This is a genomic window from Legionella quinlivanii, assembly GCF_900461555.1.
GTDB classification, from domain to species: domain Bacteria; phylum Pseudomonadota; class Gammaproteobacteria; order Legionellales; family Legionellaceae; genus Legionella_C; species Legionella_C quinlivanii.
Window position 1 is genome coordinate 1,209,543 of the sequence record NZ_UGOX01000001.1, and the last position, 14,145, is coordinate 1,223,687.

Genomic DNA, 14,145 nt, shown 5'->3' on the forward strand with positions numbered 1-14,145 from the left:
TTATATACCCAGGAAGAAACTGTAAAAGCATGGACAATAATAATTATGATTTTCGTATCATTGTCATTGATGATAATGTTGAAATCCATAAAGACTTTTTAAAAATCCTGACAAAAAACGCCAAAAATGATTTGGATGATCTTGGCGCTCAATTATTTGATATGGAAAATCTCAACGCCAATGAGTTGATCTTGCCGCGCTTTAAAATTGATACTGCAACCCAGGGCCAGGATGGCGCTGCGCTGATTGAAAAAGCACTGAATGAAGGTAAACCATTTGCTCTGGCGTTTGTAGACATTCGTATGCCGCCAGGATGGGACGGCATCGAAACTATAAAAAATATTTGGACAATTGATCCTGACATCCACGTCGTTATCTGCACTGCTTTTTCGGATTATAACTGGGAAGAGACGATACAAGAGCTAGGCCATAGTGATAAGTTCCTGATTCTAAAAAAACCTTTCGATCATATCGCGGTTAGACAATTAGCCTATGCGCTGACCCGAAAATGGAAGTTAATTGGCGAATCCAAAGCGTACACACAATCTCTGGAACAGGCTGTAGAAGAGCGCACTGAGGAATTAAAATATCAGGCAACGCACGATATGCTCACAGGATTGGCTAACCGGGCCCTTTTGCATGACAGAGTTCAACAGGCCATTGCTGCCTACAAACGCCATAAGATTAGTTTTGCCATTCTATTTTTCGATCTTGATCGTTTCAAACTCATCAACGATAGCCTCGGACATTCCGCCGGCGATGAGTTATTAATCCGCATCGCGAAACGTTTACTCCCCACTATTCGTGCCTTTGACACAGTATCTCGCCTCGGTGGAGATGAATTTGTTATTGTCGTTACCGAGCTCAAGCAGATAGATTACATTCATAATGTGGCACAAAAGATATTACAGATCATCAAGGAACCAATGACTATTGCCAATCGCAGTTTAAGTATCTCCAGCAGTATGGGTATAGCCACTTATCCCGGGGATGGGGAAGAAGCAGATGAACTACTGCGAAATGCGGATGCGGCAATGTATCACGCTAAAAAAATGGGTGGCGGGCAATATCAATTTTATTCAAAAGAGATGAATGAGAAAGTATTTGAGCAATTGGAACTGGAATCAGATCTTTATCAGGCCGTTAATAATAATGAGTTTACAGTCTGGTACCAGCCGCAATTTCATATTGAAAATCATAAACTGGAAGCAGTAGAAGCATTAATTCGCTGGATTCATCCACAAAAAGGCATGCTACTGCCTATTGATTTTATTCCTTTGGCTGAGCGAACCGGACTGATGATCCCTATCGGTGACTGGGTGATAAGAGAAGCTTGTCAACAGAACAAACGCTGGCAGGCAATGGGTTTGCCGCCTATCCGAATGGCAGTTAACCTTACTTCACAACAAATAAGCCAGCTCGATTTTGTACAAAAAATAAAAACCATTTTGCAGGAAACTCAATTAGCGCCTAAGTATTTTGAACTTGAACTCAGTGAAAGCTCAATAATCAATGAAATGATCATTCAAAAAATGAATGAGTTGAAAGAAATAGGGATTGAGATTGCATTGGATGATTTTGGAACAGGTTATGCCAATTTGCATCATTTAAGAAATCTCTCACTAAACCGGCTTAAGATCGATCGTTCATTTATCAATAACATCCAGTTAAATCGTAACGATGAAGTCATTATTCACGCAATCATTGCGATGGCGCGCAGTTTGGATCTTGAGGTGCTTGCCGAGGGAGTCGAAACACAAAAGCAGCTCGAGTTTTTGAAAAAGCATCACTGCAACCAGATTCAGGGCTTTTATTTTAGTAAACCCTTACCGGCAGACGAAATGACCAATTTACTTGAGCATCCAGAAGCTATTGAGAAAATATTGAACCAGGAAAATAATATTAAGGAGTGATATGAAAAGAATTGGACTGATTATTACTCTCTTGCTAGTTGCTGTGTTAGCTATTGTTTATTTTTATCGTGCCAACCAGTCTACATTGCTACCTACTTATTTTGAATATACCGATGAAGAACTCGCTTCTATAGAATCACTTCAGTCTGCTCAATCAATGACGGAGGCTTCTTTAAATAAATGGGATAAGCTGATGTTTGATCTTGTCAAGTCCAATAAACTGGGAGATGCCCCGGCATCAAAAATTTATGCCTATGTATTTACTGCGCAACGAGATGCCGCTTTTTTATCTTATAACGCAAAGCAAGAGTTTATGGGAAGTCTTGATGTGGTCTCAGCCCGAGTTCTTTGCCTGTTTTTTAAACAAGACTGCTCAACGATTCAATTTCAGATTAAGACAGATCCCTACTCAGAAAAAATTGCGGAACTGGTTGTAAGTAAAATAGTAAAACGCATGGATATTGACAGGAAAATGGAGAAATTATCAGCGGAAAAAAGAGGAACGCTTTTTTGGAAAGGAACTGCCCCTTACTTTGGTCAGGAAACAGGATCCTGGAAAACCTGGGTAATCAGCTCTCCCAGTCAGTATGTTTCCAAATCTCCCCCAAAACCTGATTCAGCGGAATGGCAGAACCAGTTAAAACAGACTGAAAAAGCTTTAAAGAATATAAGCCCTGAACAAACGAAAGCCGTCGTTTTTTGGGCGGGAAACCCATCAACTATCACGCCGCCCGGAATTTGGCTAAAGTTTGCCAATGAATATATGGAAAGTGAACAAGTTTCATTCTCCAAAATGCTGCTAGTTCGCTCGGTATTGGCAATGGGGATCGCAGATGAAGTAATCACTTTATTTTATACCAAATATACCTATTGGATAAGACGGCCATTTATGCTAGATCCATCCATCAATACGGTTATGCCCACACCAAATCATCCCAGTTATCCGGCGGGACACTCTGGTATTTCAGCCACAGCAGCAGTCATTTTGTCTTATTATTTTCCTGAGAATAAAAAGATGTGGTGGAAAAAAGCGAATGAGGCCAGTTCCAGTCGTGTCTGGGGAGGAATTCATTTTCCAATTGATGCCCAGCAAGGGCTGGTAATGGGTCAACAGGTAGGTGAGGCTGTTATCAAGTCTCAATCCAAATCGCTGAGAATAAAATGAGTATTCGCAATAAAATTCTCTTTAGTATGTTACTAGTTGTTTTTTTATTCATACCAGCCAACCTGTTTTTATTGGCTAGGTATCTGGATGTTAAAGAAAGTTTTTTAATTATCATTGAACGAACAGTACCGCGTTTGGAAGCCTTGCTAACTATGAAAAATCTAGTCATGCAGATTAATTTTTTTATGAGTTATGACGAAAAATTTTCCCAAAGTTTAAGCAAAAAAGATAGAGAGCATTTGGCGGTTATCAAAGATGAATTTCTATCTATTTTGGGGGAACTCGGAGAGCAGCAAACAATATATCAGAAATATGAATCTTCTTCTGCAGATCAGAATGGTAGGAAACTTAATCAACTCCGGGATACGGTAGTATTAGCAGCACTCGATTTATTTTTGGCAGGTGAAAGACAGAAGTCTCTTTCAGAGATTACGGTTAAGAAAGGATTTCTTCAAATAAAAGAAAAGGACTTGAATGATTTTATTAATAGAATATTGGTCCAGGAAAGCACGCTTCTTGAGGAGGAAAGGGAGAGGACCATTGCAGCTTCCACTGCATTATTCAATTTGTTATTAATTTTGAATGGCATCATTATCCTCATTACGTTTGGATTGAGTATATTTTTAGCCAATATTATTTCAAAACCCATTATTAAATTAAGCGATTTTGCAGGAAAAATCGATTATGACCACTTAGCTCCGATGCTGCCTATCATGACTCGGGATGAAATCGGTGAATTGCAGAGCCATTTAAATGAAATGGTAATGAAGCTGGACCGGGCTAAAACGCGTTTAATTGAAACCTCGCGCTCGGCAGGAGTTGCTGAAATAGCCACCAGCATTCTGCATAATGTTGGCAATGTGCTGAATAGTGTTAATACTTCTGTAGCAATGTTATCGGAGGCTGCTCAGCACAGCTATGTGGTCCAGTTACCCAAGCTTCTGTCCATACTGGAGGAAAATCAGGAGCACCTTGATTTGTATTTGAAGGAAGATGAGCGCGGCAAGTTATTTATACCTTATTTTAAAAAACTGATAGAGCAATTGGAAAATGAACAGCTGCAGATGAGTGAGGAATTAAATCAGCTTAATAATAACCTCACGCATGTTAATCAGGTGATTGACATGCAGCAATCTTCTGGTCAGGCAAGCTCCCAGATCAAAGAAACGATAGAACTTGAGGAACTGATCGAGGACATTCTGCTTTTGTATGCTAATCGACTGCGAAAAGCGAGTATCAATGTAGAACGTCAATATGGCAATATCTCTCCAATTATTTCGGTAAGAACCAAAATTCAGCAAATTATTATTAATCTGATTAAAAACGCAATCGATGCCCTGATACTTGGTGAGCAGCAAGAAAAACGTTTGATCATCAAAGTTGAAACAACTTCACCCTCTCTTGCCTGCATCACAATAAGCGACAATGGTATAGGCATTCAGAAGGATGATTTAACTCGAATATTCTCTTTTGGATTTACGACTAAAAAAGAAGGGCATGGCTATGGACTGCATAATTGTGCTCTATTAGCACGAGAACTTGGCGGTGAACTGCGAGTACAATCCAAAGGAAGTGGGCAAGGAAGTTCTTTTACCCTTGAGATTCCATATTGATCGCTTATAGGCAGGCGGGATTCATTCATTGCAGCAAAAGAGTGAATCCCGCTTAAGCAGAGCATTAGACTGATAAGCAAGCGTTAAAATGGAGAGGGGTAGGTGTGATTATCGGAATTGGAAGTCACTCCCTGAACCCCTTTATTCTGGATTGACTCAGCTCCTGCTCGATAAATTTCAGAGCCTAGACGCTCTCTTAGTTCGAGCAAGCCCTTAGCGCCTATTTTCATAATCTCTTTAAATTCCACTCCATTATTTTTCAAAGCCAGAACCTGTTTAGACTGACAGGCAAAGCCTGTCTGATCTTGTTCGTCCAGAGATAGAAACTCTTCTACTGGAATTCCCTTGGAAAACAAATCGCAGGCTTTTTCCAAAAAAGGATTAGAGGACCTCGATTGCTCAGACCCATGGTGTGTTTGAATGCGCTGATCTCTGATTAATTTGAAAAAGTTTTTTTGCTCTGCTTCTGGAACTTTCAGAATTCGGGATAGATAAGGTGACAGTTCTTCCAGTTCCTTATCTGTTAAGCCTCTCCTATTGGAGATGTGGCAACCATTGCTTACTCTGGCAGCCTCATTCAAAAAGCTATTCATGCTATGAGCAAGATAGGCTGCGCTAGAGTTTAGTTTGCTGTTAATCTGATTTGTGAAGAGTTTTTGCAAAGCAGAAATGCAGATGTGCGTGGCTTCAGTTCCTGAAGTAACGGCTAACAATGTACCACGATAATAGAGAAACGAGTTATTATTTTCAGATACTATATCGAGGGGAGTATCCGATGTTTCAAGATATAGTTTATCTCGCTGGGGATCGTTTTTAATCTGTTTGCAAGTGATTAGCTTCATTTGCAATAAAGCATTTTGCAAGGGCCTTGAATCGCTGCCCGGGTTTATTGTGAACTGCGTTTTATTTAATGTCGTCATATATCCTATCTCCTCCTGAAAAATCTGTTCAATTGTAAATCAAATAGAATTTACTTGTAAATAAAATGATCTAAATGAATTTAATTTAATCTTAATATTTAAATATAATCATCAGGTTAAATTTGAGTTAAAATCGGAATGTTTTTGCTATTTACAGAGAATCCCGGTGAGTAAAACCATCCAAATAACTGATCATCAACCTCTGGACTTATTAAAAAAATGGCTCGAAGAAGAAGCATCTGCCGGAGCGCAATATGCACAGCACGCCGTTTTATCCACGCAGGGTTTAAATGGTGCCGGTCATGGCCGTGTGGTCGCTATTCGTGAAATTTGCGGGGAAGAACTGCTTTTCTTCACTCAGAAAATCACGAGAAAAGTGCAGGAAATACAAAACAATGCCAGTGTTTCCCTAACATTCTGGTTTGAACGGCATGCGCGCGAAGTGATTGTCGAAGGCGAGGCACGTTTTTTATCAGAGGAAGTTAATGCCAGTTACTGGAATGCCTATCCAAAATGGGCACAAATTCGTTTTTGCAGTTATGCACCAACGTCGGGTCTGCCCATAGAAAATAAGGAGATATTGGAGAACAAGCGAAAAAAGATTGAAGGGACCGCAGGACAGGACCCGCTTCCTCTTTCTCCTGACTATTATGGAATTGCAGTTAAACCGCAGCGCTTTCTATTTTACAGCTATCGCCTTGATGAACTGTCGGATGTATGGGAATATCACTCAGAACCTCAGGGATTCACAGTCAAACGACTATCCCCTTGAATACCAGGAAGTGTAAATAAATGGCTTTTTACATCTTCTTTTGCTGATAAAATTGCGCTTTGTGGAAAGGATGCATCAGGAGAAATACATGAATAGACCGGTTGTTATCGTTGACCCATTATCGTCGGGAATCGATTTGGCTCCGGCTTTTAAATCAAGAGGCATACCCGCCATTGCCATTACATATAAAACTTTTGAAGAGATAGGATTTGGCCTCGAAGTACAGACCTCAGATTTTATCGAAATTATTCCTGATCAGCCTAATCTTGCAGAGATTCTTAAAAAATTCAATCCGCTTGCTATTATCCCTGGAGATGAACGCGGCGTACCTATTGCGGAAAAACTGACCGAAGCATTAACTCCCCATCTCTCAAATGATCCCGGAAGGTCACTTCATAGAACACATAAGGCCTTCATGCAACAAGCATTGCAGGAGGCAGGGATTCCTTTTCTAAAGACAGTTAACACGGCATCGAAAAAGGAAGTGGAATTCTGGATTAAGAACAATGGCCTGGTCAATTCTCCCTTAATAGTTAAACCACCTATATCCGCGGGCAGCGATAAGGTTTTTCATATTAACGCAAATCAGGATTGGAAAAAGGCTTTTGATAAAGTGCTGTATGAGCCCTCTAAAACAACGGGTAAAAACAGTGAGACGGTAGTTGTACAGGAACAGGCTTTGGGTACAGAGTTTGCCGTGGGAACAGTCAGCGCTAATGGAAAGCATTACCTGGCACATTTAATTCAATACAATAAAACATCCGTTCATGGCCGTAAAACGGTTTTTGATTATGTTGAATTCCTCCCTTATTGCGATACGCGTCATCGAGAATTATATTCCTACACTCAAAAGGTTCTGGATGCTTTAGGCATCCGCTGGGGTGCTGCACACACTGAAATCATGCTCACCTCAAATGGTCCGCGACTAATCGAGTCTGGCGCCAGAATATGCGGCGGGCCTACTGTACGGTTCGCCCGTGAAGCCACAGGCAGCAGTCAGGCTGACAAATTAGTTGAAATCTATGTTGATGGGGATGTCCTGACTAAGGAATATCGATTTAAAAAATCAGTAGTACCCGTTTTTTTAAAATCACCTTCAGAAGGCATAATCTCCAATGTGGAGGCGATGGCTGGCATCCAACAATTACCCACATTACTGAGTGAATACATTTGGTTTAAAAATGGCGACCGGGTCCCTCATACAGTGGATTACTTAAGCAGTATTGGAATAGTGGCGTTAGCTGGAGAGCGGCAACTGATTTTTTCAGATTATAAAAAAATCCGGAGCATGGAAGCAGAGTTAGTAGTTTCCTCTTAATACGTCTGCATTCGGCAGGATAAAAATTAATTTTTGCAAAAAGAACACTCAGATTAGGCAGGTTTATTATCAACACACCTCTTCAGCTGCCCTTTTATCCTAATAATGCCGCGAGAATTAGTTTGTTTTTGTTGTCCATCTAACCAATTATCTCTGTAGCGATGAGTTTTGAAAAAACTCTTCTATAATTTTGGTATATATCAATGTCTAAAGGGATTTTAATGAATAGCGCCGATAATGTACAAGAATACAAAGAGAATGGTTTACTATTTTTAGAAATGTCATTGACAAAGAATAATCTTGCAGACTTGTTATCCTTATCCAATATCGAGTTTGACAATTTTTTTTATCCCCCATATTGAGTGATTAACCTAATAGCCCTCTAAAACCTGTAAACTAAAACAAAGGCAGTTGCACGTTTGCCTCAGGTTTTTCCTGCTTGAGTTTAACGCCTATCCCCAATAGGCGCACAGGCTTATATTTTCTGGTAAATCCTTCCTGCATCAATTGATGCAGTATGTCAACATCAACTCTGTGACCAAGACGTTCAACGGTAGTTTGCTGAAAATCACTGAATTTTAATTTTACGAACACTCCGTGAATATTGGCTTGTTCTCCACTGCGTTGTATTCTGGCTTCCAGGCGCAGAATGAGTGCAGGTAACTCATTAAGACAAGCGCTAATATCGGCTAAATCTCTGGAATAGGTTTCCTCGACACTGATGGATTTTCTAATGCGTTCAGGATTAACCGGACGATTATCAATGCCTCTGGACAAGTCATAAAGCCGTTGGCCCATTATGCCAAATTTCATTGTTAGATAGTCTGAAGAATATTGCTGCAAATCAGCACAGGTATTAATGTTAAGGGCTTTTAGCCGTTCCTCCATTTTAGGACCCACTCCAAAGAGCCTGCGCACTGGCAGGCTAAGTACAAAAGCGGAAACATCTTCTGGCCGAATCACCATCTGGCCATCAGGTTTATTCCAGTCACTGGCTATTTTTGCCAGGCTTTTGTTTGGTGCAATACCTGCACTGGCGGTCAGTTGTCTTGTTTCATAAATTCGGGCCCTGATTTCACGAGCCATCCAGGTAGCGCTTCCCTGACATTGGGTGGATTCAGTGACATCCAGATAAGCTTCGTCAAGCGATAAAGGTTCGATAAGTTTGGTGTAGTCCGCAAAGATGGCGCGAATATACTGGCTTTCGTGCTGATAAATTTCCATACGCACCGGTTGAAGAACCAATTGAGGGCATAACTTAAGAGCCTGGGCTGTTGGCATCGCCGAACGCACGCCAAACTTACGGGCACTATAATTACAAGTCGAGATTACACCCCGATGTCTGGCATCTCCTCCGACCGCAAGCGGTTTATTTGCCAGCTCCGGGAAGTCACGCATTTCAATGGCCGCATAAAAACAGTCCATATCAATATGAATAATCTTTCTTGTCATCTAATTCTTAACAGGAATATTGATTCGATAAAATGTCAGCTGGAAAGGTATATGAGTAACAGATAACTGGCAATACCTGAAGTGCAATAAATGATCTAATTGGGTGGAAAGTGCAGGGCTTTGGTTATGACCCTGCGGCTTGGCGCATTAATCTCCGGAAATAGTTATTTCTCCGGGAGCATCTACATCTATTTTAAAACCATTGCCTTCCATATGGACGGGTGTAATTACCCCGGTGGTAATATCAATATAGAGAGTACCCACTATGATGGGTTTAGCTTTGTCAATGCCCATTTTTAAAACCACAGGACAGACTTCTGCTCTATGTTTACGACAGCCTGCCTGAACGATGAACCATGACACCTTGCTTGTAGAGTGCGGTAGAGTGGGTCTTGGTCCAGGCATTTCATCCACAAAAGCATTGGATATCAGATTGGTTGTATTATGGATGATCATGGATTCGGGGGAAGCCAAAGCCGAAGGACTTGTTAATACAAGAGCCAATAGAGCGGGCATAAGCGAACGAAGCATAAAACAAACTCCTTTTTTTGTGAAGTATTTAACAAACCGAAACATATTAACCTTAAGTAAATCATCTTTAGAAGTGCATTTGTCAAAATTGCTTCAACAAACAGGCTGGAGGATGGCAGCCAATTACCTCGAATTTAACTGAGTACTATAATTGTAAGTAATTTGCATTTTGGGAGGAATCAATGGAAACAATCGAAACAATTCAACAAAAAATTGCAACACAAATTGTTCAGGCTCAGTTAGTGGAGCGCAGTGGGGCAACACTATTTTCACAATTGAAGGGTCTTCCGCAAGTGAATAGTGATAATGTGCAGGAAGTTTTGCGTGAAGCGATTGAAGGACGAAGTTATTATAACTGGCATGGTAATGAAATGCCTACTCGTATCAATATTGAAGAAAAAATAGGAATTGTACTTATAGAGTTTCTGCATAATGTAAATGCTTCCAGATTAAGCGAAGAAGAAAAGCTTAAAATCGTTTCTGAAATATTAAAAGAAGCACAAAATCACTTAAATATCGCTTCAAAATTAAATCCTGCCAGTTTGAGTCAATGCTTAAGCGATTGTGAAAAACTTATTAAAAGTAATGCCCCATTCACCGAGATTACTCAAGAAGCTAAAGACTATTTTAAAGACCAGTTAAAGCAAAGAATCGATGCGCTTCATCAAAATGAGCGAAATGAAGAGTCTAAGCTGAGAGACCAAAAGAAATTTCCTAATAAAAAAGCGGATAACTCAGCACAAATTCCCCTTGTTGAGTTGAAAATAGATAGAGAGAATAGACCCCTTCATAAAGAGCTTTTATTGAAAGTTTTAAATAGTGAATTAACTAAAAACCCGGCAGGAAAAAAATCGGATTTAATCAAAGATATTATTGAAATAGTCAAAGAAATTGATCCTGAAGGAGATCCTGTACAAGTGTCAAGAACGTTTGTAGGCATTAAACAACTCATCGAGCATTGGGATATCCTTGAAGGAGTTAAGACACCCAAACAATTGGTGCTCCAGCAATTGGCGTGGTTTCTCAGTGATCTTGCTGTAGCTGATTGGCAGAGAGAGCTCGCGGGAACTGGTTCTTTCATCATGGAGGATAGATTCACCAGGACTACTATTCGAGATGCACTGGCGGGAAGGCCCTTACGTGATTTTACTGCTTATTTTAATAGTCTTACCGAGGAGCAAAAAGCGGAAGGAGAAGAAGCTATTCGTCTGATCCAAACAATAAACAGAGCCTCGCCAGAGTCCATCGAAGCGATTTTAAAGGATGCTTTAAAAAATAAGGGAGTATTCTCTGCTTTTTCCTCTGCGCCCAGATTAGCCCGTTATTTAAAGCAAGCTCTGGCGCTTAACAAACTGGAAAAGCCAGAAAACAGGAATAATCCGGATACCTTGAAAATTATAGGGATATTCCGTGATCCACCTTATAGTCTGGCTACATCCTTCATTTTCCTCAATTACCTTGATGCACTTTCCAAAGTGCCGGAAGTGAATCATTTTCTTGCTCCAATAACAAATAACGTACCTAAAAAGCCATCCATGTTGAGAGTTCCAGAAACCCATTCGGCAACATCAATGAAGGATGAGTTAAAAGTTATTAGAATCGATCCGGAAAAGCGTAAAGAAAACAGGGATATCGCTTTGCGTATTATTGAGGAACTCAGGAAGTATCCTAAAGAGGCGGGCGGCAATGAATGGATGCTTGAAAATATCGAAAAAATCATTAAGGCAATAGACTTGGAAAATCCAACTGATGTCACTCAATCATTTGCAAAAATTAAACTCCTGGTTCTGAACTGGGAAATGCAAAGTGGCAGCAAGAACCCTCTTTATTTGGCGGAGCAACCCCTTTCCTGGTTTTTGAGTTGTATCGGCAGTAAGGAAGAAAATCTTTTAGAGCGAATAATGAAATACTCAAAAATTGATGATGAAAAAAACCATATGAGCGCATTACTTTATCAGTATGAAGTATTACATGATTTTGAAGGGGAGAAAGATGATCAAACAGATAATGCCGATATCATTAAAGCCAAACAATTGATCCGGGCTATAGATGATATTGCAAAAGATACAGCATTAACTTTCCATGATAGGCAACAGAAAATTATTAGTCTGCTCAAAGAAAATTTAGATACAAGTCTTTGGGATAAGTTAAATCCAGATCCTGTAAGTCTTAATAAATATATAGAGAAATCAATCGAAATTGCCAGCTTGCCTGAGGATACTGAGTTGTTCTCAAAAAGGCTTCTAAATTTTGTTTTTGCATTTAATCGAGCCACTAATTTTAAGGATTTACTCGAAGCGGTATCGGATGATTTCCACGACATTATTGTGGCTGAGATGAATCAGAAAGATGGATACCAAATGTAGAATAACTCAAGTTCAGACGCTTATTATCTGAATGAAACTGGATGATGAAATTTCACTTTAATTTCAGAATCTTTAATCGCATCCAAGTGTTTCATTCGATCGATGATATCAGTCACCAATGCTTTTTTAACTTTGACCAGATTAATGTGTATTTCATCATAGCCTGCGATTTGACTAGGCTGAACAATAAACTGGTTAATGTGGGTATCAATTCCTTCGCCGAGTGTTTTTAGCAGTGTTTCGTAATTGATTGCAGACTGTGTGGCATAGAAAGTCAAACTGCAGCTTGTTTTCTTGCTTTTAAATCTCTCTTCCAGGGGCTTAATGACCAGTAGAATGACAAGAATAATGAAGGTGGCAACAAATGCAGCATGGTAAAGCCCGCCTCCCACCGCAAGACCAATACCTGCAACCGTCCAAATACTGGCTGCGGTCGTCAATCCGCGAACCACATTCCCTTGCAATAAAATGGCGCCAGCACCTAGAAATCCGATACCGGAAACCACCTGTGCTGCAATACGGGAGGGGTCAAGAATCACATTGGGGGTGCCCAGGATATCATAAAAGCTGAAAGCGGAAACAATCATAATCAGGCAGGAACTCACACACACCAGCATATGAGTACGCAAACCAGCAGCCCAAAGAACGCGTTCGCGCTCCATACCAATAACGCTACCCAGGACCCCCGCCAGACAAAGACGCAGGGCAATTTCTAAATGAGATAACATCATAGGACTAGCTTTCTGATTAATAAGAGAAATAGTATAACATCAGCGAAATTCAACAAGCTAATTAAATCACGGTTGAAAAAGCCTGCCCTGGAAACTCGTATTGATGCCGGCTCATTCTGCTGCAATAATCTTAATTAGATCTTATCGGGTTTAATTTAATGATTTCAGTCTTGGCAATTAACAATTATCGTTCCATATTAGATTTAAAAATACCCTTGAGCCAACTCAATGTGATTACTGGGGCCAATGGAAGCGGTAAATCGAATATTTATCGAGCGCTTCGCCTCCTTTCCCAAACAGTAACTGGCGGGGTCGTTAAAGCTTTAGCTCAGGAAGGGGGCTTAAATTCGACGTTTTGGGCAGGACCTGAAACATTGTCTAAAGCGATGCAGAAAGGCGAAGCTGCGGTTGAAGGCAGTGTGCGTAGAAAAGCGGTACGCATGCGGCTTGGTTTTTCAACACCGGAATTAGGCTATGCCATTTCACTTGGTTTGCCTGCACCATCAAACTCAGCATTTTCATTAGATCCAGAAATTAAGCGGGAATGTATCTGGGCAGGCCCTTGCTTCAGACCCGCGAGCCTGCTTGTGGATAGAGTTGGATCTATTATTAAAGTTCGTGCATCCCGAACCTGGGAAGTCGTTGATCATCATCTCAATGTATTCGACAGTCTTTTTTCTCAGATTGGCAATATAAAAGAGACGCCAGAAATTATCTACGTGCGAGAATTCATTCGAAACTGGCGGTTTTATGACCATTTTCGTAGTGACAGAGAATCACCCGCACGAAAAACGCAAATCGCCACCCGCACACCCGTGTTGAGTAATGAGGGGGATGATTTAGCGGCCGCCTTACAGACAATTAAAGAAATTGGCGATAGTGAGGCGTTGGATAAAGCGATTAGTGATGCTTTTCCAGGAACAAAACTGGTTATAGCCAAACACGAAGGCGGTTATCTTTCTGTAGGCCTTTCTCAACAAGGTTTATTGCGGCCGCTCAATTGCGCAGAATTATCCGATGGAACCTTACGCTACTTATTATTAGTTGCGGCATTACTGACTCCCAGACCACCTAAGCTACTGATTTTAAATGAACCTGAAACCAGTTTGCATCCTGACCTGCTGCCTGCTTTAGCGAAACTGATATTACATGTATCCGAGAAGACACAGGTTTGGATTGTTTCTCACGCCAATTCACTGATTAATATTTTGAAACAATACCCGGAATCTCATCTCATAGCGCTGGAAAAACAAATCGGCCAAACCACAATTCCTGGGCAATCACTTCTGGATGTACCTTCCTGGTACTGGCCTGATTAGCTGTGTGGCATTTTCGAGACAAAAAATTCTTTATTCTTGCGGAGG

General features: G+C 40.6%; 11 protein-coding genes. 7 read left to right on the forward strand and 4 right to left on the reverse strand.

From position 1 onward, the window contains the following. Positions 1-29: 29 nt before the first annotated feature. From DYH61_RS05130 to DYH61_RS05140, 3 genes are read left to right on the forward strand one after another with little or no spacing between them, the layout of a single operon-like run. Positions 30-1,913, forward strand: a complete 1,884-nt coding sequence (locus tag DYH61_RS05130) for an EAL domain-containing protein (RefSeq protein ID WP_058508989.1) — start codon at positions 30-32, stop codon at positions 1,911-1,913. 1 nt (position 1,914) lies between these two features. Further along, entirely contained in the window at positions 1,915-3,078 is a 1,164-nt protein-coding gene (locus tag DYH61_RS05135) for a vanadium-dependent haloperoxidase (protein WP_058508990.1), read from the forward strand. Next, positions 3,075-4,691, forward strand: coding sequence for a sensor histidine kinase (locus DYH61_RS05140; RefSeq protein WP_058508991.1), 1,617 nt, complete (start codon positions 3,075-3,077; stop codon positions 4,689-4,691). The genes DYH61_RS05135 and DYH61_RS05140 overlap by 4 nt, the downstream gene beginning before the upstream one ends. An 83-nt stretch (positions 4,692-4,774) precedes the next feature. Here the strand turns inward: DYH61_RS05140 and DYH61_RS05145 are convergent, their stop codons facing one another. Next, positions 4,775-5,611, reverse strand: a complete 837-nt coding sequence (locus DYH61_RS05145; RefSeq protein WP_058508992.1) for a hypothetical protein — start codon at positions 5,609-5,611, stop codon at positions 4,775-4,777. Positions 5,612-5,777: 166 nt separating this feature from the next. Here DYH61_RS05145 and DYH61_RS05150 point away from each other — a divergent pair, with 166 nt between their 5' ends. Both DYH61_RS05150 and DYH61_RS05155 read left to right on the forward strand, forming a co-directional pair. Beyond that, positions 5,778-6,383 carry a pyridoxamine 5'-phosphate oxidase family protein gene (locus DYH61_RS05150; RefSeq protein WP_234999865.1) on the forward strand — a complete coding sequence of 202 codons (606 nt, stop codon included), beginning with the start codon at positions 5,778-5,780 and terminating at the stop codon, positions 6,381-6,383. A gap of 88 nt (positions 6,384-6,471) precedes the next feature. Beyond that, positions 6,472-7,701 carry an ATP-grasp domain-containing protein gene (locus DYH61_RS05155; RefSeq protein ID WP_058508993.1) on the forward strand — a complete coding sequence of 410 codons (1,230 nt, stop codon included), beginning with the start codon at positions 6,472-6,474 and terminating at the stop codon, positions 7,699-7,701. A gap of 396 nt (positions 7,702-8,097) precedes the next feature. On the opposite strand, the gene dinB is transcribed toward DYH61_RS05155, so the two are convergent. Together dinB and DYH61_RS05165 are read right to left on the reverse strand one after the other, a co-directional pair. Beyond that, a complete protein-coding gene (gene dinB / locus DYH61_RS05160) occupies positions 8,098-9,153 on the reverse strand; it encodes a DNA polymerase IV (protein WP_058508994.1) in 1,056 nt (351 codons plus the stop codon). Between the two features lie 147 nt (positions 9,154-9,300). Then, positions 9,301-9,684 (reverse strand): hypothetical protein, encoded by a 384-nt coding sequence (locus DYH61_RS05165; RefSeq protein WP_058508995.1) that lies wholly within the window; start codon positions 9,682-9,684, stop codon positions 9,301-9,303. Between the two features lie 182 nt (positions 9,685-9,866). Between DYH61_RS05165 and DYH61_RS05170 the strand changes: the two genes are divergently transcribed. Beyond that, a complete protein-coding gene (locus DYH61_RS05170; RefSeq protein WP_058508996.1) occupies positions 9,867-12,050 on the forward strand; it encodes a hypothetical protein in 2,184 nt (727 codons plus the stop codon). Between the two features lie 23 nt (positions 12,051-12,073). Here the strand turns inward: DYH61_RS05170 and DYH61_RS05175 are convergent, their stop codons facing one another. Next, positions 12,074-12,781 carry an MgtC/SapB family protein gene (locus DYH61_RS05175; protein WP_207386711.1) on the reverse strand — a complete coding sequence of 236 codons (708 nt, stop codon included), beginning with the start codon at positions 12,779-12,781 and terminating at the stop codon, positions 12,074-12,076. A gap of 158 nt (positions 12,782-12,939) precedes the next feature. Between DYH61_RS05175 and DYH61_RS05180 the strand changes: the two genes are divergently transcribed. Continuing rightward, a complete protein-coding gene (locus DYH61_RS05180; RefSeq protein ID WP_058508997.1) occupies positions 12,940-14,100 on the forward strand; it encodes an AAA family ATPase in 1,161 nt (386 codons plus the stop codon). Positions 14,101-14,145: the final 45 nt, after the last annotated feature.

What these genes read in the sequence shown, in the direction of transcription:
- DYH61_RS05130 (WP_058508989.1), top strand. Translation starts at nt 30, where the DNA reads ATGGACAATAATAATTATGATTTTCGTATCATTGTCATTGATGATAAT.
- DYH61_RS05135 (WP_058508990.1), top strand. Translation starts at nt 1,915, where the DNA reads ATGAAAAGAATTGGACTGATTATTACTCTCTTGCTAGTTGCTGTGTTA.
- DYH61_RS05140 (WP_058508991.1), top strand. Translation starts at nt 3,075, where the DNA reads ATGAGTATTCGCAATAAAATTCTCTTTAGTATGTTACTAGTTGTTTTT.
- DYH61_RS05145 (WP_058508992.1), bottom strand. Translation starts at nt 5,611, where the DNA reads ATGACGACATTAAATAAAACGCAGTTCACAATAAACCCGGGCAGCGAT.
- DYH61_RS05155 (WP_058508993.1), top strand. Translation starts at nt 6,472, where the DNA reads ATGAATAGACCGGTTGTTATCGTTGACCCATTATCGTCGGGAATCGAT.
- dinB (WP_058508994.1), bottom strand. Translation starts at nt 9,153, where the DNA reads ATGACAAGAAAGATTATTCATATTGATATGGACTGTTTTTATGCGGCC.
- DYH61_RS05165 (WP_058508995.1), bottom strand. Translation starts at nt 9,684, where the DNA reads ATGCTTCGTTCGCTTATGCCCGCTCTATTGGCTCTTGTATTAACAAGT.
- DYH61_RS05170 (WP_058508996.1), top strand. Translation starts at nt 9,867, where the DNA reads ATGGAAACAATCGAAACAATTCAACAAAAAATTGCAACACAAATTGTT.
- DYH61_RS05175 (WP_207386711.1), bottom strand. Translation starts at nt 12,781, where the DNA reads ATGATGTTATCTCATTTAGAAATTGCCCTGCGTCTTTGTCTGGCGGGG.
- DYH61_RS05180 (WP_058508997.1), top strand. Translation starts at nt 12,940, where the DNA reads ATGATTTCAGTCTTGGCAATTAACAATTATCGTTCCATATTAGATTTA.